The organism is Streptomyces sp. Ag109_O5-10 (genome assembly GCF_900105755.1).
Taxonomy (GTDB): Bacteria; Actinomycetota; Actinomycetes; order Streptomycetales; family Streptomycetaceae; genus Streptomyces.
Genome location: NZ_FNTQ01000001.1, coordinates 254,471 through 272,837, shown reverse-complemented (window position 1 = coordinate 272,837; position 18,367 = coordinate 254,471). Strand labels below are relative to the sequence as shown.

The window sequence follows — 18,367 nt, the reverse complement described above, 5'->3', positions numbered from 1 at the left end:
TCTCGTCCACCCGGGTGAGGATCGCCGCCCGGGACAGACCGCCGGCGTTGGCCGCGGGGCCCATGGTGGCTTTCACCGTGGTGGCGACGACCACCTCGCCCCGCTTGGCGAACTCGCGCACCAGCCGCGCGGTGATCTCCTCGCCGGCGCTCACCCCAACGCCGCCGATCCCGCCGCGACACCGATGCGAACACATCGGCAACGCACTCCGACAAGTCACGCGGAGCCGCTCGACCCCCCGGCCTCATACCACCAAAGATCCCACCACCAGGAGGGATCACCCGACGTAACGAAGCACTGCTAAAGGCAATGCCGTTGCTTTATGGGTCGGCGGGTTTGGGTCGTTTGATGCGCACTGCTCGGGTTCCGGTGCGGGTGGGCTGGGGCCAGGTGTGGTGTTCGGCCCGTTTGAGGCGGTAGTTGGACATCTTGCGTTTGACGACGCGAGGCTGGCTGCGCAGGCGTCTGTGCGGCAGGAGTCGTTCCAGCAGGTCATGCTGGAGCAGGACGAGCGCTCTCACCAGCAGGTCAGGGGGAAAAACTGCCCGGCGTGACGGTCACGCTGCGCCGGGCAGAGCGCAAGGTCTCAGTGAAGGAGACCTGGTCGGGATCCAGACTCCGGGTGGCGGCGGTTCTCACCATCAGCTCGCGTAGCGCGTGGTGGACCAGCAGATGTGCCCAGATCTGCTGCAGGACACCTTCTGGTGTTTTGCTGCTGATCACCACGCGGGCTCCGCGTTGATGCGTCTTGAGCTCGGCGAAAACGGCTTCCGCCTCCCAGCGCTCCTGATACAGCGCGGCCAGCTGGCGGGCGGGATGGCGGCGGGCATCGAGCAGGCTGGTCACCAGCCGGTAGTCCTCGCCCGCGTGGCCGGTGCCGTTCAGCTGGTAGGCCAGCACCCGCACCGTGACCGGGTCGGTGTGCGCGGGATCGGTGTGAGCGTGGATGCGGGAGAGCCAGGATCCGTCCCGCAGGATCCGGTCAACGGGCAGGACCCGGTTGGCCGGCACCCTCCATAACAGGTCGGCGCCGGTAGCGGTGAAGGCCCGCCACAACGGCACACCGAGGAACTCCCTGTCGGCCAGCACGAGTTGTCCCGGCCCGCAGGAGCGGGGCAGGCGGCTTACGAGGGTGACTTCCCCAGTGCGGCAGCCGGCCAGCTCGGCGTCCAGCACGAGGTGCGTGCCCACCTCGATCAAGCAGGCCATCCGTACTTGGGGAAAGGAACTCTTGTCGTGGCCGCGGCTGTTTCCGGGGCGGCCGAAGGCAGCCTCGTTGGCCGCGCTGTCGGCAACGTCCCAGCAGGTCCCGTCCACTGCCAGTAGCCGCAGCCCCCGCCAGAACGCCCCCGGAGTTCCCTCGGTGCCCATCGGTTTCGCGGTCGTGGTGAACAGGACCCGCAGCGGCTCGGGACCCAGCCGCTGACGGGCCCGGAACAGTGACGATTTCGCCGGAATGCGCCAGTCACCCAGCAGGCCCTGGCCACGCAGGCCCTCGACCAGATGCCTCATCACGTCCAGATACGGCGCCGGCGAGAACAGGGCCAGCCCGAGCACGAAATACACCATCAGCCGGGCCGGCAGCAGGCGCCTGCGCTGTTCCGCACGACCGCACGCGGCCACTGCACGATCCACCAGACCGGACGGGTACACCCAGGTCAGCAAACCCAAGCCTGATAACTCGCCGACATCCGCAGACACCCGAACCACCCCCGGGAACACTGCACAACAGCGTACGCCCACGAGCTAACGCAACGGCATTGCTGCTAAAGGCTGTCCGTACGTCGACAGCTGGCGCGTCGCGGCATACCGGCGCTGAGTGTTGACCTCGTTCGGCTGCAAGGGCGTACGTGTTTTGAGCTGCGTTGTGAGGCGGTCCGTTGGGTGGATGATGAGCCGTGGCGCGGAGTGGTCGAGGTTCAGTTCACGAACGCGGCGGGACGGTGCTGGTCACTGGCGGACAAGGCCCCGATCGTCGCGGCGATGGGCGGGGTCGGCCCCCACGCGACCCATCCGGTGGAGGTCACCGTCGCCTGTGTGTTGCCGAAGGCCACGGCCTGCCGGAGAACGACGAGGTAGCCACCGTCTCCACCTCGCCGCACGGCGTCATGACGCCGTGCGGACGTGCGGAGTTTCTCAGTGAGGTGGGACCAGCTCATCCGCTGAGAGCAGGGTTGTGGAGCCGTGCGACGCCGACCATGGCGTGGTGCACTCCGGCTCCGCACGCAAGCGGCAGTCGCGCGGGATCTTCCACGTCTTCATCCGCGAGAAGACGTGCTCGACCCGGGCCCGGACCCAACGGACCGGGCCCGGCGATCAGCGGATCCGCTGGGCAGCCGCTTGCAAGAACGCACGCACCGTAAGTTCGAACTCGTTTTCGAGTCTGATGAGCAGTTGCCGGTCATCGGCCTCGCCGATTGCGTCGATCTTGGCGGATACGGCGTCCATCAATTGCCGGAGTGCTGGGTCGTCTGCCACCAGATGGAGATGGAAGGCGGCGGCTTCAGCCGCAGCTCCTAGCCGGTCGCTCTCCAGCTGTGCGGCCATGTAGGCGTCCTCGTTGCGGGGGGATGCCCTTCGGCGGAACCACAGCGTGATGACGCCACGTTTGAGTTCCGTGACGGCGCCGGCGTATCCGCTGTAGGCGGCCAGACGCTCCTGCCGCAAACGTTCTTGCCGTGCCACGGCGTCCGCGTGCTCGGTGGTTCTGCGCTGGAAGAGATAAGTGCTCAGTGAGCCGATCAGCGTGCCGGCGACGGCTACCACGCTGGCCAAGACGGTGTCCACGTTGGCGAGTTGACCATATCCCGCGCCGACTAGCCACAGCATCGCCGCTGTCGGACGCCGGCCGCCTTGTGCTGGCCTGACCTTGCCTGGGAGTCCGGTAGCGTCAGCCCATGTCACAAGATCACGTAATGGGCGACGACGGATCGCTGACAGCACCCGAGTCGACGCCTGGGCCCGTCACGGCGGCAGATGTCGAGCAGGCCGTGCGAACGGCAGTAGCGACGCTGGCAGACGCGCTCGCAGCGGACTGGAGTGTCCGGGCCGGAGACTTGGCGTGGGACTGTTGGGAGACCCTGGAACACATGGCTGACGGGCTTTTCGCCTACGCGGTCCAACTCGCACCGGCCCGTCCTCCGTTGAACAGTTTCGTGCCACTTCGCTGGCAGCGTGACCGGCCCGACGGGCCGCCGAACGTGGTGTTCGTTGACCGTGCCGTCGGCCCTGAGGGGCTGCTGCAAGTGCTGGAGGCCGGCTGCGGACTTCTGACGGCCATGGTCCGGACGGTTTCTCCGCAGGTCCGCGCCTTCCACGCCTACGGGGTGTCGGACCCGGAGGGCTTCGCCGCGATGGGGGTGGTGGAGACCTTGGTACACACCCATGACGTGGCTGCCGGCCTCGCCCTGCCCTGGGCTCCACCCGCCGACCTGTGTGACCGAGCCCTGGCCCGGCTGTTCCCCGAAGCGCCCAGGGATACCGACCGGTGGCCCACCCTGCTCTGGGCCACCGGCCGCGCCGAGTTGCCCAGGCACCATCGCCGCGCCTTTGGCCGCTGGCACAGCGCACCGCTGAGGAACGAAGAGGTCTGAACGTCCAGTCCACCGCTCACGGAACAACGCCGAAGCCAAACCCGCAGCACGCTCCCGGCCTGCGAGACCACCGCCAGGCCGCCGCCCTCGATGAGGACACGCGGGTGCGTACGACCGGATACGCTTCTTCACCTGGAGAGTGCTTCTTTCCCTGCGGCCAACACGACCCTAGACAATTCCCATCATTGCAGCACAAAAGCACTCTTCACGTTTCCGATCACCCACCGGACACATTATGGGGGGCGAATTCTGCCGCCCCCGAGCCTCACACCTGCAGGGGAAAATTCCCGCCATGACAGGCGAACGCGAACCTGACGGCAATCTCTATGTCCTGTGGCACGCGCGCCATCTCGCGGTGGAACAGGACGAACGGGTCATCCATCTCGATGCGGACGGCACCATCCACCTGAACGAGGAGGAATGGAGAATCATCGGCATCTATCCGGACCAGGCAGTCGCGGAGAGACAGCGGGAGATCTCCAGGAAGCTTCCAGGGTTCCGGGACGAACCCGATTGTTTCGAGATCGCACCCGTGGGCGTGGACGAGGACTTGTGGAACCAGGGGTTCGTCACGGTGTACCCCGAAGGGCGTAGGCGAGACTGATGGACCGGACGCTCTACCTCCTGGTGCACAGGCATCACTTCGCGGACGAGCCCGGCGCTCCCACCACCGTCGACTTCATGGAAGACGGCGAACCGCTCTTCTGGGACGACAACGAGGACAGCTTCACGTTCCTCGGCCTCTACTCGAGTCGGCAACGGGCGGAACAGCGCATCGAGCAGGCGCGCACCCTACCCGGATTCAGGGATCATCCCAACGGCTTCCACGTGCACGAGTACACCGTGGGTCAAACCCACTGGGCCGAAGGATTCCTCGTCGGCGAACAAACCAACGACTGAGCAGGCACCACCGCCTCCAGTCGCATCTCTCCTCGACGGTCCGCCAACTCCACAGCGGGACCGAACCGCCGGATCATGGCATGAGCCACGGACATCTATGAAGTGCCCAGCGGTTCCAGTGCCAGCGCAACGCCCTGAGCTGCCGATCAGTGATGTGGCAGCGGGCGAGTTTGAGGAACGCTTCGTGGATGCCGGCTCGCCTTTCCCAGCGGATACGCAGGCGACGGAAGCCGTGCAGCCAGGCAAACTCCTTTCCCCGATCCCGCTCCGCCGCCGGCGACGGTGGGCACTGCGCGGAGCGTCGTATCCCGCGTCCTGCACGACCAGGACCCCGGGGTCACCCGGCCGCCACTGGCCGGCGGCGACCGGCCGCTCGACGACCTCGCGGACCTCCACCGTGGTCAGCGCGGCGACATCGGCTCCTGGCTCCAAGCGGACCGCGTCCAGCACCTCCGTCCAAGACGTGCGGCCGGTCCTCCGACGCAGCGACCACCGAGTACGGCCAACCCGGCACCATCTGATGCTTGCCCCTCCCCCCGACCGAACGTGTGGCAAAAGGCCCGGGTAGCACACGTGTTGGCGTCTGGACGCAACCACGGCGAGACATCCACCGCCAGCACGAGACGACCGTCCGCTGCCCTCGGCAACGACACCTCGACCAGTGCCCGACGCGGCCGGACGAGGTCGATCCGTCCGTGGTTGAGTCCGCCGTACAAAGCCCCGTGTCCACGACGGTGTTCCGGGGTGAGTGCCAGGTCGATCAGCGTCCGCACCGGCTCGTCGGTGCACAGCAGGGCGTCTCACAACTCGAACAACGCGTCGCCCCGGACGGTCAGACACGCGTACAGCTCCGACCCCAATTGTGACAGTTCCGCGAACGCATCCCGCAGGACGCCATGATGCTCCAGGCCCACGACCACGGCCTTCGTGCTGAGCCACTCTGTGACGGAGCACAGGATCCGACGGAGACCGCCATCACGTCCGCTGAACTGCGAAATGGCCGACCAAGTCCGAGCAGGGTTCGACGTGTGACCTGCGGGCCGGCTTACCGTTCACTCACCGAGTGGAGCTGGGCAAACTCGTCAGCGAGGATGCCCATCATGACCAGATCGTGGTGCCGACCGGCAAAGAACACGTGATCTCTGAGACGGCCCTCCTCGACAAAGCCGAGCCGTCGATGAAGTGCCAGCGATGCCTCGTTATGTGCGAAGATCCGCGCCTGACACCTGTGATAGCGGCGCTCTTCGAACATGAAGCGCAGCAGCATGACCACGGCTTCTGCCGCGAGACCTTTGCGCCGATGTTCAGCGCCCATCGTGATGCCGTATTCGAACCAGCCCGCACGTGGATCAGCGTGGGGCGACCCGACAGCACCGACTATGTCACCCGTGTCGACGGCTTCGATTGCCAACCTGAAGCTGTCGCCATCGGACTTGGCAACGGCCTGCTCCTTCGCCCATGTACGGAAGCTCTCGGCGGAGCGGGGCGGTCGCAGGAGGTCTCCCAACCGCTCCTCTTCCACGGCGAAGCGCATGAACTCCGTCCAGTCTTCGGGCTCGATACCGCGCAGACGTACCCGCTTGCCAGTCCAGAACGATGTCATCCCCTATTCGATCACGCTGCAACGTGCGAGGCCAGACTTTCACCGACCCCTCGAAACCCATGTGACCTGGTACTTCATGCCAGCCAGCTTGGGCCGCATTCGGCCCCTGGCCTTGGCGGTTGGCCTAGCGGGAAAGAACACAAGCGGAGTGTATTAGTCCAGTCACTCAGCGAAGTGACCCGCCCTGGGTCGGTGCGCGGGAGCAACAAAGAGCGCGCGGACGCATCGCCTGACTGGATCGCTTGACCAGGAACAATACAAGTGAGCCGGTGCTCAGACGCGTTTCGCGGAAGTGGTGTGTGCCACGAGCGGCCGGGGTACTCGGGCTCCACCCTGTGCGGGGCGCCCCGCAGGAACCCAGGTCGCGGCTCGACGGCTGCGGGGCACTCGGCGTCCCACAACCCCCTGTGAGGCCTCCGATGAGCCGTCTCTTCTCGCCGCTCACCCTCCGCGGCACAACCTTCCGGAACCGGTCCTGGGTGGCACCCATGTGCCAGTACAGCTCGGTCGACGGCTACCCGCAGGACTGGCATCTGGTCCACCTCGGCTCCCTGGCACGTGGCGGGTCCGGTTTGGTCATGCAGGAGGCCACCGCAGTGGAGCCTGAGGGCCGGATCACCCCTTCCGACGCCGGCATCTGGGATGACGGGCAGGCCGCCGCGTACAAGCGGATTACCGACTTCGTCCACGGGCAGGGAGCTGTTGCCGGCATCCAGATCTCCCATGCCGGCCGCAAGGCGTCGACGGCACCGCCCTGGGAGGGTGACGTGTACGTCGAACCGGATGCCGGAGGATGGCGGACGGTCGCACCGTCGCCGCTGCCATTCGGCGAGTGGCCGGCTCCGCGGGAGCTCGGCGTGGGCGACATCCGCGCTCTGGTCCGGGCCTTCGGCGAGGCCGCCGCGCGGGCGCTGTCCGCCGGCTTCGAGGTCCTGGAGATCCACGCCGCGCACGGCTATCTGCTGCACCAGTTCCTGTCACCCCTGTCCAACCACCGCAGCGACGAGTACGGAGGCGATCTCGACGGGCGCAGCCGTTTCCTGGTCCAGGTCACGGACGCCGTGCGGGCGCAGTGGCCGGAGGACCGCCCCCTGTTCGTACGCTTCTCGGCCACGGACTGGGCCGACGGCGGGTGGACCCCGCAGGAGACGGTCGAGCTGTCGCGGCACCTGGTGACCCACGGTGTCGATCTGGTTGACATCACCAGCGGCGGGCTCGTCCACAACGCCCGTGTCGAAGTGGAGCCCGGCTACCAGGTGCCCTTCGCCCGAACCGTCCGCGAGGGCGCGGCCCTGCCTGTCTCCGCGGTCGGCCTGATCACCGCACCGGAGCAGGCCGATCAGATCCTCGTGGACGGCTCGGCCGACGCGATCATGCTCGCGCGCGAACTGCTGCGCAACCCGACCTGGCCGCTCCGCGCGGCCCGCGTACTCGGTGACGACGTCCCGTGGCCGAAGCAGTACCAGCGTGGCCGCCCGCATCATCGCTGAGGCCGTCGCCGTCCGAGCACCCAGGAATTCAGTACACAACAACGAGGGTTTACCCGATATGAGCGACCAATGCATGAATGCCGCTTTTCCCGCACCCCGAGGCGAGTCGATGCGGGCACTGCTCGAGGCCGACCGTGTCGGCACGTTGCAGCAGATTTCCGTCCTCAGCCGTGAGTTCGAAGGGATCGTCGAGGCCAATGCACTGGTGGCCATTGACGACGAGCACGACCCCGAGGGGGCGAGCACGGCCTTCGAGCGGGCACACGTCGCCGCCCTGCTGTCCCAGGCACGCGAGCATCTGAACGATCTCGATCGCGCCCTCGAACGGTTGGAGAGAGGCGATTACGGCCGCTGCGAGCAATGCGGTGAGCCGATCCCGACGGAGCGCCTCGAAGTTCGCCCGGCTGCGACAACCTGCGTGCGCTGCGCGGCCGTAGCTCGTTGAAGGGTGCACAGCTGAGGGCGCGAGACGTTGTCCTGCCCCAACTGCCGAGCGCCGCGCCCGCCGGGGCGCCGGCCGGCACGGCGTCGCGGCGTGGCACGGGAGCCGCTCGCGGTCCGGTACGCAGTCTGCGCGCACGCGACTGAGAATTTCCGACGCTGCGCACTCCGCTCGCGCCTTCCCGCCTCTGTGGCGCTGTGCATTTCACGTGTAGGTCACGCCGACTTGGCCGAAAAGGTCCGGCCCATCCTGGAAGTCCGGGGTTCCCGGCGGCGTCGCTGTCCGTCGCGATGGTCGAGTTCGCTCGGGGTGGTGAGCGGGGGAAGTCCCTGCGCGACACGGCATCTGCTGCCCTCAGGGCGGGTGTAAGTGTGGATACTGGGGCGGCGCGCGAGGCGGCTCGGGCCGCAATGTCCGCAGCGGCCGCCTATTTGCACCCGCTGACCGAAGCCACCCAGGTCAGGCACATTCTCGGGGCCGGCGCTCACGCGGCCAGAGCGGCCGAGTTCGTCGCCGGTGACAGTCCGGGCGTTGGAGCCGTCCACGTTGAGCGGGTGGTGCGGTGCGCAACACCGGCCGTCGTGGGGGTACTCGAACGCTTCCTGGCGGCATCAGGTGGCGGTGGACGGGTTGGTGAACTGATTCGCATGCTGGACGCGGGCCTCCGTTCACCCAATTTCCCTGAGTGACTTTCAGCGCCCGGCTGGCTGGGCCCGTTGGTCGCCAGGCAGGCGGCGACGGCGGTTCGGCAGGAGTACCGCCCGGCCGTACCGCCTCGCGCGTCAAGGCGAGCAGGACCAGGAGGACGAACTGGCCGACCGTCGGGGGAGTCAGGGGCTCAGATGCTCATGCAGCATTTTCCACTCGCCGTTCCGCCGCACGATGACGTTGGTGCCCCGTCCCTGGCCGGAGCGCGCTGCGCCGTCGACGATGCCGGTCCAGGAGAACCGGTAGCGGCACACCGCGACATCCGCGGTGAGCACGGGCCACTCCAGATCCCGGACCTCGTACACCTCGTCGAGGATCTCCGTGAACGTCTTCTCGATGGCGGACCGGATCTCTCTGATGCCCTTATGGGAGCCGTCCGAGAACCAGTACGTGGCGTCCTCGGCGATGAACGGCACGACCTGCTCGATGTCATGACTGTTGTTGACCCGCTCGTACTTGCCTATGAACGAGGCGAGTTCGGTTGCCAGGGATACATGGTTCGTCACGGCGGCATCATGCCGGGGATGTCGTTGCCGTGTCTCTGCGTGGGCTCCCGGGCCCGCGGCATCGGGGCGCTGTCCGCCGGTACGCGCTACCCCGGACGGCTGGAGCGTGTGTGGCCGACGCTGCTTTCGTGCGAGCTACTCCGTGTCGTCGACGCCTCCGTCATGCCGACCGTCATCGGCGGAAACACCAACGCCCCCACGATCATGATCGCCGAAAAGGCCGCCGGGCTGATCGTGACGGCACGCTGGCAGAAGACGGTGGCCCTCCCGCAGGAACGCCGACGCCACGAGACCCTGGCCGTACGGGCGGCGGTCAGCGGCCGGTACGGGAACCGCGCTGACCGATTCCGGCGGAGGCACGAGCTGGCCTCTCCGCGTCGGGAAGACCCGGTCACTACGCCGGCCGTAAGGCGACGACCGGCAGGCGGGCCGGCGCAACGGGCCGCGGAGCGCCGGGCATCCGCGGACGCAGGGTGGTGGCCCCGGTGGCGGCGGTCAGCGCGGCGGAGGCTGGTCGATCGCGCCGCCCCGGTGCGGCGCAGCGATGTAGCCCTCCGCCCCAGGGGGCAGAGCGTTGAGGCATTCCTGGGAGCAGGCGTTGACGAGGAGCGGCAGGACGTCGGTCGCCACCATCCGGGAGATCCACGCCTGGTGCGGGCCCGTCGCCGGGACGGGCCCGGCGCAGACACTGCAGGTGCGGGCCGTGGTGGTGCCCCAGCGAGCGGGAGGCAGGCCTTCTAGGTCGAGCACCCTGCCGTCGGGCGGGAGCAGCCGCGGGAACGGCGGCCGGTACTTGTAGTTGCCGTAGACCGAGCGTGTGCTCACCGTGCTGTCCACCAGCCGGGCGCACCGCGTGATTTCGTACGGGAACCAGTGCAGCCGTCGTGACGTGTAGGGGCTGAACTCCTCCAGGCTTGTCATGTCGCCGATCTCCGGGGGTATCCGGACCAGGTTGCTTCCGTACAGCACAAGGGTCCGCACCTCCGTCAGTCGCCCGATCGACGCCGGCAGCGTCACGATCTGCCGCCGTTCCTGAGGACTCAGTTCCGGCAGCGGGCGGAACTCCTCCCGCCCATCGGCCGCCGCCTCCTCGATCAGCTCCAGCAGCCGGAGCCAGCCCGGAGCACCGGTGTCCTGGATCTCGGCGTGGAAGGACGTCACCGCGCCGGGCGGGCTCACACGGCCCTGGCTGAGACAGCGGCAGTGGTCCTGCGGCACTCCGGGCCGGGAGTCCATCGCCTCGGGAAAGCGGTTGGGGAAGACCTGCGCAGGAAGCGATTCGTCCGTCATGGCGCAACGATACGAAACGCAGTGCCTGCCACGGCACCGTCCGAGCACCAGCGAAGGCCGCTACGGCAGCTGGGCCAACGAGTGCCACCGTCCCTGATCATCGCGTCCTGACGCCGCTCGGACACCAACCGCGGTGTGGAGATCGTCGCCCTGCTAGCGTGCCGCCGTGCCTTCGGAGATATCTCACCTTGTCGACGGCCTCGTCTCGCAGATGAGGTCCGGTTCGGACAGTGGCTACAGGCGGGCGTTGTCGCGGTTGGTGGACACCGCGCGTGCGGGAGGCCCCGCGAGTTTGACCGCCGCGGTCGAGGCTCTTGCGCCGTGGCTGCCGGGTTTGGCGGGCGACTTCGCCAAGACGGCCGTCCTGGCGGGGGCGTGCGTCGAGTGGGGCGGTTCCCCCATGCCGTTGGCCGACGTGTTGCCGCAGCGCGCCGCGGAGGCGATGCTGCTCAACGGTCTGGTCCCGGAGTGGTGGGCCGAAGCGGCTCCCGGGCAGCCGTTGCCGGAGCAGGTGAGTGGCAGTGCGCCGGAGCTGGTGCGGACGCTGGCAACCCTGGCCAGAGCCGAAGGGTGCCCGGACGAAGGGGACATGACTCGGATGGCCATGTCCTGGTTCGACATGGAGGACTGGCTCCGGGCGCTGATCGCCGTCTGGGGGCACGGTCCCTTCCGGGCAGCGGTGCGCCCAGAGGTGAAGGCCGAACTGCGGGAGTACGCCTCGGCGGTCGCCGACCGGTCGCAGCGCGCCGCCTGGGTGAGAGACCTGGCTGCCGTCCTCGACGACGAGACTCTGCTCGTCCTCCACCCCCCTGCGCGCAGGGGATACCGCCTCACGATGAGCGGTGTCGGGGACAACTTCCAGCTGCACATCCTGCTCGCGGACCGGCTTGTCGGCGACTCCGGCCAAGGCATGGTTCCGGGGGACCGCCCCGACCGCTCGTGGGTCGCGGCAGCGACGGACGCAGACCCGTACCTGGGCCCCGGCAATCCGGCGATCCGGCGTTTCCGCCTGTTCGACGGCCACGGCGCCTACGTTTCCCCGGAAGGCGTGCCCGCTGACATCGAACCCCTCGATGGCACGCGGGTGCTGGTGCTGCACCCACCGAACGGCGACTATGGCATGGGCATCGGCCGGGTTTTCCAGAACATGGTCCCCGCCCTCAGCCTCGACCGGATCCTGAGACCGGAAGAGACCGAGCGCTGGCTCACCCGCATCGCTCCCGCCGTCGAGAACGACTTCATGGCTTCCAACGGAGAGGGCAGGCCGTGAGACACGGGCGTCAAACCCCGTTGAGAGGACTCGTGATCTCTCCTGGGCCGGCCCGCCTGACGATCGAGGTGCCCTGGCAACCGCGGCCGGTCGACCAGTCGGACGCCGTCTGCGCCCGCGGCCCCGCCCCGGCTGTCCAGCCCCGTGCGCCTGCCGCCGAGACAACCGAACCGTTCCGGGGCTGGTGGAGGCTCCGGACTGCCCCGAGTCGAGTCGCCCAGCGTGGAATGCCTGCGCTGTCGCTTGTGGCAGGACTCGGTCGTCGCGTTGTCCACGCTGTCCCCGATGGAGCCCATCGAGGACAGCAGACCGGAGGTCCTCGCCCGCTGGATGAACGCCCAGGACCCGAACTGGGCGAGTTCAACCAGTCGTTGCAACACCGGGCTGTTGCAGCGAGCGTAGCTGCTCTTCGAAGACCTCGGCCGGTGTCCGCCAACCGAGGACCTTGCGGGGCCGGTTGTTGATCGCCATGGCGACGGCTTCGAGGTCCGTGGACGACCAACGGGACAGATCGGTGCCCTTCGGGAAGTACTGACGCAGCAGCCCGTTCGTGTTCTCGTTCGTCGGTCGTTGCCAGGGCGAGTGGGGATCGGCGAAGAACACCTTCGTCCCGGTATCGATGGCGAACTGGGCGTGGCCGGAGAGTTCCTTTCCGCGGTCCCAGGTGAGGGTTTTGCGTAGCTGCTCGGGCAGCTGCGTCATCGACGTCGTGAGCGCCGCGTTCATCGCGATCGCGCCATAGCCCCCGAGTGAGGTGCCGTTCTTCACGGGCGGATTCTCGCCCCAGCCCTCGAGCCGGGGCAGGTGCACCAGGAGCGTGGAGCGGCTGCTGCGCTCGACCAGCGTGCCGATCGCGGAGCGACCCGTCCCGATGATCAAATCGCCTTCCCAGTGTCCGGGGACCGCGCGGTCTGCGGCCTCGGCGGGGCGTTCGCTGAGGATGACGTCCGCGGTGACATGCCCCTGCGGTTTGTTCTGTGACCGTGCACGGGGAGTCCGCAGCGCCCGGCCGGTGCGCAGGCACGTGACGAGTTCCCGCTTGAGCGCGCCACGGCCCTCGATGAACAGTGCCTGGTAGATGGCTTCGTGGCTGATGCGCATGGACTCATCATCGGGGAAGTCGGCATGGAGACGGTGCGAGATCTGCTCCGGGCTCCATGCCGTCGCCCATCGTCTGTCCTGCCGGTGCGGCTTGTTCAGCCCTTTCCATGCGGGCGTCCTGGGTCCGGGGACGATCGTGTTGTCGGGGCGGCGGACGCTGCCGGCGAGCCGGTCCTGCACGTACTCACGCAACCTGTCGTTGCCTGTGAGCTTCGCGGTCTTCGGGCGCTTGGCGGCCTGCTGTGCTTTCCACTGGGCGACCGTCGCGCGGTACTCCTGCTTGCCGCTGCGCGTTGCGGCGTTGCGGCGCAGTTCGCGAGAGATCGTTCCGGGGTCACGCCCCAGGGCGCGGGCGATCTCGCGCACGCCCTTGTTCATCGCCCTGAGGATCGCGATCTCCTCGCGCTCCTCGAACGCGAGGTACCGGCCCGCGGGCTCGGCCAACGAGATCGGAGGCATGCCGCCAGCGTGACGAAACCACCTCGCACCCACCGGCCACGACACGCCGACCGCCAACGACGCCTCCACCGTCGTGACCCCTGTGGCGATCAGCCGCCAGAACTGGCGCTGCACGACTCGAGACGGATCAGGCCGCCCCGGCGAACGCATCGCCGGCCGCAACGCACGATCAGCGCGCCACTGCCGACGCCGACCCTCCGGCACATCGCTGGTCTTCAAACTCCAGTCCGCCGTGGCCACGTCGCACACCTCCGAGATCAAAGTGTTGCGACGACCAGTTGAATCCACCCTGCACTCGGCGATCGGAGTGGACGATGGTGCCACCCGGCCCGGGGGTCGGCTGCCGATGGCCGGGGCGTTGGTGGTCGGCGCGCCGTGGGCGAGGCGTCGATAGACCAGCCCACCACTCGTCGGGAGAACGGGCCCAGGACGACCGCGCAGGAGACCTTGCCTTCCGGAGTGGGGTTGCCGGGGGAGTGCAGTCCGGGTTACTTTCGATACGCAACCGTAGCGTATCGAAAGTAGGTGCAGGCATGGCAAGCGCATCGAGTGACGCGGGACGTGGCGCCACGGCCGGGCCTCCCGTCATGGGGCGCCCGCGTGACACCGGTCGTGGCCTGGCCATCCTCGATGCGACGCTGGCTCTGCTGACCGAAGTGGGCTACGAGCAGCTGTCCATGGAGGCGGTCGCGAGCCGTTCGGGGGCAGCGAAGACGACGATCTACCGCCGCTACCGCGACAAGGCCGCGCTGGTCGCGGCCGCGGTCGAGCACCGCTCGCACGCCTCGCCGCCCGAGCCCGCCGCAGGCGACTTGCGAGGAGATCTCCTCGAACTGGTCACGTGGCTGGGCCGGCAGATCGCCGAGCAGGAGATAGGCCTGCTGGGGGCGCTGTTCGCCGGTATGCGCAGCGATGTGCGGCTCGCGGAGGAGATGCGGCGCATTCTGCGTCGGGACGAGGCGGCGATGACCGACGAGCCGCTGGGCAAGGCGATCCGGCGCGGGGAGCAGCTGACGCCCCGGGCTGCCGAGCTCTTCGCCGAGGTCGCCCCGGCGGTGATCGTCCACCGCATCGTGATCGCGGGCGAGCCGTGCGACAAATCATTCGTCGAGCATCTCGTCGACGACATCCTCCTGCCGCTCCTGCGCGGCCACTGACGCCGCGCCGCATGCGCCCGGCGCGCCGCGGATACGAAAGGAATCTCATGATCGTCGTCACTGGAGCGACCGGTGCCCTGAACGGTGCCACCGTCGAGCACCTCCTCAAGCGCGTGCCCGCCGAGCAGATCGGCGTCAGCGTCCGTGATGTCGCCAAGGCACAGCACTTCGCCGACCGTGGCGTGCGGGTACGTCAGGGTTCCTATGAGGACCCGGCCGCGCTGCGGCACTCCTTCGAGGGCGCCGAGCAGGTCCTGCTCGTCTCTTCCAACGATCCGCACGCCGATGCCGTCGCCCTGCACCGCGTGGGCATCGAGGCCGCCGTTGCTGCCGGAGCCGGGCGCATCCTCTACACCAGCCACCAGGGCACCGGCACCGACAGTCCCTTCCACCCGGCCCGCGACCACGCCGCCACCGAGCAGCTCCTGGCGGACTCGGGCGTCGCGTGGACCGCGCTGCGCAACGGCTTCTACGCCCACAGCCTGGGCTGGCTGCTGGGTCCGTGGCGGCAGACCCGCACCATCGCGGCCCCGGAGGACGGGCCGGTCTCCTGGACCGACCGGGCGGATGCCGCCGAAGCGGCAGCGGTCATCCTGGCCGGCGACCGAACCTTCGACGGCCCGGTCACGCTCACCGCCGGCCGGGCCGTGACGTTCGACGACGTCGCAGTCATGGCGTCGCAGGCCAGTGGCCATGAGGTCACGCGCGTCACGCTGGACGACGAGGCATGGATCGCGGACAAGGTCGCCGCCGGTACCCCGGAGGCAGTGGCGCGGATGACGCTCACCACCTTCCTGGCCGCCCGGCAAGGACGCTTCGCGGGAGTGGATCCGTTGCTCGCCGAGCTGTTGGGCCGCGAACCCCGCAGCGTCGCCGACCAGCTCATGGACGCGAACACCGCCTGAAAGAGGGGCTATTGGCCTGCACGGCAGGGGGATCTCGCCGATGAGGAATGGGCAGCGCTGGAGCCGGTGCTGCCCATCCCCGATCTCGGTGAGGACGTATCCGCGGGCGGGCGACGTGTCCGGGCCAAGTCTCCCGCAGTGCTGACTGCTGTCCACTGCGGGCCGGACGCCTTGATCGTCTCCAGCGCAGTACGGTGCCCCAGCGAGAACGGCCGGTACTCCGCCGGATGTTCGTCGGTGTCGACGGCTGGGACCCCCGATGCATCGGGCAGCAGCGAGGCGACGCCCACCCAGAGCAGCCGGGCACCCCCGCGTTCTGCAGACCGGTCGCCAAAACGTCCGGCGCGGCCGGGCCGTCGCCCCGAAGATCACGATTCTCGTCATGCGCTCGAGGCCCGGCAGGCATCCGGTTACCGATGGGGCCCCCTTGGACTATGAACCGGGTCCCGCCAAACAAGTGGGCGCCGCTGGTCAAGCGCCCGCTCGGCGAGGGGGTTCAGCCGTTCGGTGAGCTGCGCAGGGCGGTCCCGAGAGCGAGCCCGAAAGAGCGCACCCGTGGACTCCGGTCACTCGACCGTGACGTATTCCTCGCCGTTCTCCTGGACGTCTACGACGGGACCGCCGAGCACTGGGACGGACTCGTCGACGCCCGCGAGCGCGCAGACCGCCCGGAAGCCGGTTCGCCCGTCGACAACGTGCTGACCCGCAACAGTCAGGTGCGAAGTGGGCGGTCGGCGGGTTTTCCACCGTCTTGGCTCAGGAGATCGCGCCGTTCGGCGTGAAGATCACCGTGCTGGAGCCGGGTGGCATGCGTACCGACTGGGCCGGCTCGTCGATGAGCATCCCGCCGATCAGCGAGCCCTATCGGCAGACCGTCGGCGCGTTCGTCGACATGATCCGCACCTATGACCCGGACGCGGGGGTGGCGAACTCCGCCGACCCGGCCCGGATCGCCGAAATCATCGCCGACCTCTCCGGCCGCGACGACGCCCCGGTACGGATCCTGCTCGGCAAGGACGCCGTGCAGTACTGGGACGCCGCCGGTGCGGCTCTCGCCGAGTCCGATGCGAAGTGGCGTTCGGTCTCCGAATCCGCCTGGAGCTGATCACCCTGATGACCGCGGACGCTCCGTTCCCCGCGGCACTGCACACCTGCTTCGCCGGCCGTCGCGTCGAGTGTCTTGCCCCCTCTGCGGTGCCGGTGGCGACGCGGCCGTTGCGGTCCCGCTCACCCGGCCACCGGACAGGTGCGGCCTGGCGGTGATGCCCGCGGGCACGGCGGTGTGTGTGGGGCGACGCGAGGTCGAGCACCGCCCCCCCCATGAACGACCCGCGTGTTTGATCAATGAAGAGAGCACCATGACGTCGTCGGATGGCTTCGTGCCGCGCCCGGATCTCGCCGAGCCGGCGGAGATCAACACGTCAGCAAGTCCGCCGGTATCACGGCCATGTTCGACCAGGCGACCGCCGAGCTCGCAGCGTCAGCATCCTGGACGACAACGCCGGCAACAGAACCCTCGACCCGACCGAGAATCTGCCCGGGGACGACTTCGACACGGGCATCGCCACTCGTCTCAAGGGCACGTACCCCGGTACGAAGGCCGCGCTCAACCACGTGAAGACCAGCGGCGGCGGGGTGATCATCAGCCTCGGCTCGGTCGAGACGTTCGCTACCACCCGCGGAAACGCCCACTAGCTCTTTCGGCTGCCGGGCCTTCACTCGCAGCGGTCCTCGCGCCGGGGCCTCGACATCGCGCCGAAAGTCGCCCCGGTCGGGCACGTCAGAGGAACTGGAGCACCTCGGCCAGCGCGCCGGGACGCTGGTCAACGGGCAGGGGATCGACCAGGTGGACCCGGCACCCCAGCGTGGCAGCGCCGACGTCCGCGACAGGCTCGTCTCCCACCATGAGTGCGTCGCCGGGCGCCACTCCGAGCTTGTCGCATGCCACCTGGAAGATCCCAGGGTCGGGCTTTTTCACTCCGCGTTCGAAGGAGAGTATGTAGGCGTCCACGAGGTCGTCGACACCGTGGTGGCGGAAGACGGGGCGCATGTCCCAGCCGATGTTGCTGACGACAGCGACCGGGATGCCTCGCCCGCGCAGGGCGCGGAGGGTTTCCCCGGTGTCGGGATAAGGCAGCCACGCTCCTGGCGTTTGGGAACGTTCGTACAGGGCCTCGGCCAGGTCAGCCGCAGGCAGCTGCGCTTCCCGGGCAAGGGCTGTGAAGGCAGCCCGGTGTTGTGCGGCGGTCAGATCGCGCTCCCGCCACAGTGCCTCCAGATGGGGCGGCACGGTGCGCGGAGGAACCCCTCCGGGCTGAGCCCCGAACTCCTCGAGCCGGCTGACGCACGCGTCGAGTTCGCCCTCGGGCACGTCCAGACCGGCCTTCGTCGCAACCGCGTGCAGCCACTGCGCGGCCGATTCGATCCGGAAGAGCGTCCCGGAGAAGTCGAACATGACACCCTTGATCATGCAGCCGATCTTTGCGGGACCGACGAGCCGGCCGCAAGCCCAAGCGATCAAGATCTGCAACCCGTGCAATCCGCCGACGTCCTGAGACCGAGCAGGTTCCGGGAACCTGGTGATCACGTGTGAGCAGAGGCTTCCCATCCTGGCTCGGGGTCCCGAATGCGGAGCTGATCGCGTACGGACATCATGTGTGCCCGTCTGGAAGTACACCCGGCGGACTGTCTCTTCACCGACGACTACGACGTCGACATCGACGTCGACGTCGACGTCGAAGCCGCCCGTGCGACAGGAATGCAGGCCCACCTGTCCGCAGGCAAGGAGCAGACCGTCGCCCGCATCGCCGCTCACCTGGACGGTGCGGCCTCCCCCGACAACCCTCATGAGGCCGGCTGATATCCGGGCAGGCTCCAGGCATGTCGGTGTGTGATGCCCGGAACCACCCCACCGGCCGGCTCCCCGGAGAAGCGGCAGCCCAA

The 18,367-nt window shown here is 68.4% G+C and carries 18 protein-coding genes and 4 pseudogenes; 12 read left to right on the top strand and 10 right to left on the bottom strand.

Annotation, left to right across the window (positions count from 1 at the left end; genetic code table 11):
- Nucleotides 1-528 precede the first annotated feature (528 nt).
- The 3 genes and pseudogenes from BLW82_RS01450 to BLW82_RS01440 all read right to left on the bottom strand — a co-directional run bounded on the left by BLW82_RS01450 (nucleotide 529) and on the right by BLW82_RS01440 (nucleotide 2,787).
- Complete coding sequence (locus BLW82_RS01450) at nucleotides 529-1,701, bottom strand: IS4 family transposase (protein WP_256215588.1); 1,173 nt, start codon at nucleotides 1,699-1,701, stop codon at nucleotides 529-531.
- A gap of 454 nt (nucleotides 1,702-2,155) precedes the next feature.
- Nucleotides 2,156-2,295 (bottom strand): annotated as a pseudogene (locus BLW82_RS01445) (IS5/IS1182 family transposase); the annotation flags it as partial.
- Between the two features lie 21 nt (nucleotides 2,296-2,316).
- On the bottom strand, nucleotides 2,317-2,787 hold the full coding sequence (locus BLW82_RS01440) for a hypothetical protein (protein ID WP_093497080.1): 471 nt from the start codon (nucleotides 2,785-2,787) through the stop codon (nucleotides 2,317-2,319).
- Nucleotides 2,788-3,089: 302 nt separating this feature from the next.
- On the opposite strand from BLW82_RS01440, the gene BLW82_RS01435 reads away from it, so the two are divergent.
- From BLW82_RS01435 to BLW82_RS44175, 3 genes are all read left to right on the top strand, one after another.
- On the top strand, nucleotides 3,090-3,593 hold the full coding sequence (locus tag BLW82_RS01435) for a hypothetical protein (RefSeq protein WP_256215587.1): 504 nt from the start codon (nucleotides 3,090-3,092) through the stop codon (nucleotides 3,591-3,593).
- Nucleotides 3,594-3,885: 292 nt separating this feature from the next.
- On the top strand, nucleotides 3,886-4,197 hold the full coding sequence (locus tag BLW82_RS01430) for a hypothetical protein (protein ID WP_093497079.1): 312 nt from the start codon (nucleotides 3,886-3,888) through the stop codon (nucleotides 4,195-4,197).
- Nucleotides 4,197-4,493: a DUF7336 domain-containing protein gene (locus BLW82_RS44175; RefSeq protein WP_177232795.1), complete on the top strand. Its 297-nt coding sequence runs from the start codon at nucleotides 4,197-4,199 to the stop codon at nucleotides 4,491-4,493. The genes BLW82_RS01430 and BLW82_RS44175 overlap by 1 nt, the downstream gene beginning before the upstream one ends.
- A 73-nt stretch (nucleotides 4,494-4,566) precedes the next feature.
- Here BLW82_RS44175 and BLW82_RS46145 read toward each other — a convergent pair.
- From BLW82_RS46145 to BLW82_RS01420, 3 genes and pseudogenes are all read right to left on the bottom strand, one after another.
- Nucleotides 4,567-4,746: pseudogene (locus tag BLW82_RS46145) on the bottom strand (hypothetical protein); the annotation flags it as partial.
- A gap of 29 nt (nucleotides 4,747-4,775) precedes the next feature.
- Nucleotides 4,776-5,407 (bottom strand): annotated as a pseudogene (locus BLW82_RS46020) (transposase); the annotation flags it as partial.
- A gap of 131 nt (nucleotides 5,408-5,538) precedes the next feature.
- On the bottom strand, nucleotides 5,539-6,096 hold the full coding sequence (locus BLW82_RS01420) for a GNAT family N-acetyltransferase (protein WP_093497078.1): 558 nt from the start codon (nucleotides 6,094-6,096) through the stop codon (nucleotides 5,539-5,541).
- 419 nt (nucleotides 6,097-6,515) lie between these two features.
- On the opposite strand from BLW82_RS01420, the gene BLW82_RS01415 reads away from it, so the two are divergent.
- Entirely contained in the window at nucleotides 6,516-7,586 is a 1,071-nt protein-coding gene (locus BLW82_RS01415) for an NADH:flavin oxidoreductase/NADH oxidase (RefSeq protein WP_093497077.1), read from the top strand.
- 58 nt (nucleotides 7,587-7,644) lie between these two features.
- Complete coding sequence (locus BLW82_RS01410) at nucleotides 7,645-8,031, top strand: TraR/DksA family transcriptional regulator (RefSeq protein WP_093497076.1); 387 nt, start codon at nucleotides 7,645-7,647, stop codon at nucleotides 8,029-8,031.
- Between the two features lie 827 nt (nucleotides 8,032-8,858).
- Here BLW82_RS01410 and BLW82_RS01400 read toward each other — a convergent pair.
- Nucleotides 8,859-9,242, bottom strand: coding sequence for a YybH family protein (locus tag BLW82_RS01400; RefSeq protein ID WP_256215585.1), 384 nt, complete (start codon nucleotides 9,240-9,242; stop codon nucleotides 8,859-8,861).
- A 138-nt stretch (nucleotides 9,243-9,380) separates the two neighbouring features.
- Here BLW82_RS01400 and BLW82_RS01395 point away from each other — a divergent pair.
- Nucleotides 9,381-9,476, top strand: a pseudogene (locus BLW82_RS01395) (GMC oxidoreductase); the annotation flags it as partial.
- Between the two features lie 261 nt (nucleotides 9,477-9,737).
- Here the strand turns inward: BLW82_RS01395 and BLW82_RS01390 are convergent.
- Nucleotides 9,738-10,532, bottom strand: a complete 795-nt coding sequence (locus BLW82_RS01390) for a leucine-rich repeat domain-containing protein (protein ID WP_256215584.1) — start codon at nucleotides 10,530-10,532, stop codon at nucleotides 9,738-9,740.
- 292 nt (nucleotides 10,533-10,824) lie between these two features.
- On the opposite strand from BLW82_RS01390, the gene BLW82_RS01385 reads away from it, so the two are divergent.
- Nucleotides 10,825-11,802: a hypothetical protein gene (locus BLW82_RS01385; RefSeq protein ID WP_143063631.1), complete on the top strand. Its 978-nt coding sequence runs from the start codon at nucleotides 10,825-10,827 to the stop codon at nucleotides 11,800-11,802.
- 360 nt (nucleotides 11,803-12,162) lie between these two features.
- On the opposite strand, the gene BLW82_RS01380 is transcribed toward BLW82_RS01385, so the two are convergent.
- Nucleotides 12,163-13,362, bottom strand: coding sequence for an IS30 family transposase (locus BLW82_RS01380; protein ID WP_177233254.1), 1,200 nt, complete (start codon nucleotides 13,360-13,362; stop codon nucleotides 12,163-12,165).
- A gap of 587 nt (nucleotides 13,363-13,949) precedes the next feature.
- Between BLW82_RS01380 and BLW82_RS01375 the strand changes: the two genes are divergently transcribed.
- From BLW82_RS01375 to BLW82_RS01360, 4 genes are all read left to right on the top strand, one after another.
- Nucleotides 13,950-14,519 (top strand): TetR/AcrR family transcriptional regulator, encoded by a 570-nt coding sequence (locus BLW82_RS01375; RefSeq protein WP_093497073.1) that lies wholly within the window; start codon nucleotides 13,950-13,952, stop codon nucleotides 14,517-14,519.
- Nucleotides 14,520-14,566: 47 nt separating this feature from the next.
- The gene (locus tag BLW82_RS01370) at nucleotides 14,567-15,424 is read left to right on the top strand and encodes an NmrA family NAD(P)-binding protein (RefSeq protein WP_093497072.1); all 858 of its coding nucleotides are present in this window, start codon (nucleotides 14,567-14,569) and stop codon (nucleotides 15,422-15,424) included.
- Nucleotides 15,425-16,175: 751 nt separating this feature from the next.
- Nucleotides 16,176-16,529 (top strand): Rossmann-fold NAD(P)-binding domain-containing protein, encoded by a 354-nt coding sequence (locus BLW82_RS01365; protein WP_093497071.1) that lies wholly within the window; start codon nucleotides 16,176-16,178, stop codon nucleotides 16,527-16,529.
- A 266-nt stretch (nucleotides 16,530-16,795) separates the two neighbouring features.
- Nucleotides 16,796-17,119, top strand: coding sequence for an SDR family NAD(P)-dependent oxidoreductase (locus BLW82_RS01360; RefSeq protein ID WP_093497070.1), 324 nt, complete (start codon nucleotides 16,796-16,798; stop codon nucleotides 17,117-17,119).
- 85 nt (nucleotides 17,120-17,204) lie between these two features.
- On the opposite strand, the gene BLW82_RS01355 is transcribed toward BLW82_RS01360, so the two are convergent.
- Nucleotides 17,205-17,894, bottom strand: a complete 690-nt coding sequence (locus BLW82_RS01355; RefSeq protein ID WP_093507773.1) for an HAD family hydrolase — start codon at nucleotides 17,892-17,894, stop codon at nucleotides 17,205-17,207.
- Between the two features lie 183 nt (nucleotides 17,895-18,077).
- Here BLW82_RS01355 and BLW82_RS01350 point away from each other — a divergent pair, with 183 nt between their 5' ends.
- A complete protein-coding gene (locus tag BLW82_RS01350) occupies nucleotides 18,078-18,284 on the top strand; it encodes a hypothetical protein (protein WP_093497069.1) in 207 nt (68 codons plus the stop codon).
- Nucleotides 18,285-18,367 lie beyond the last annotated feature (83 nt).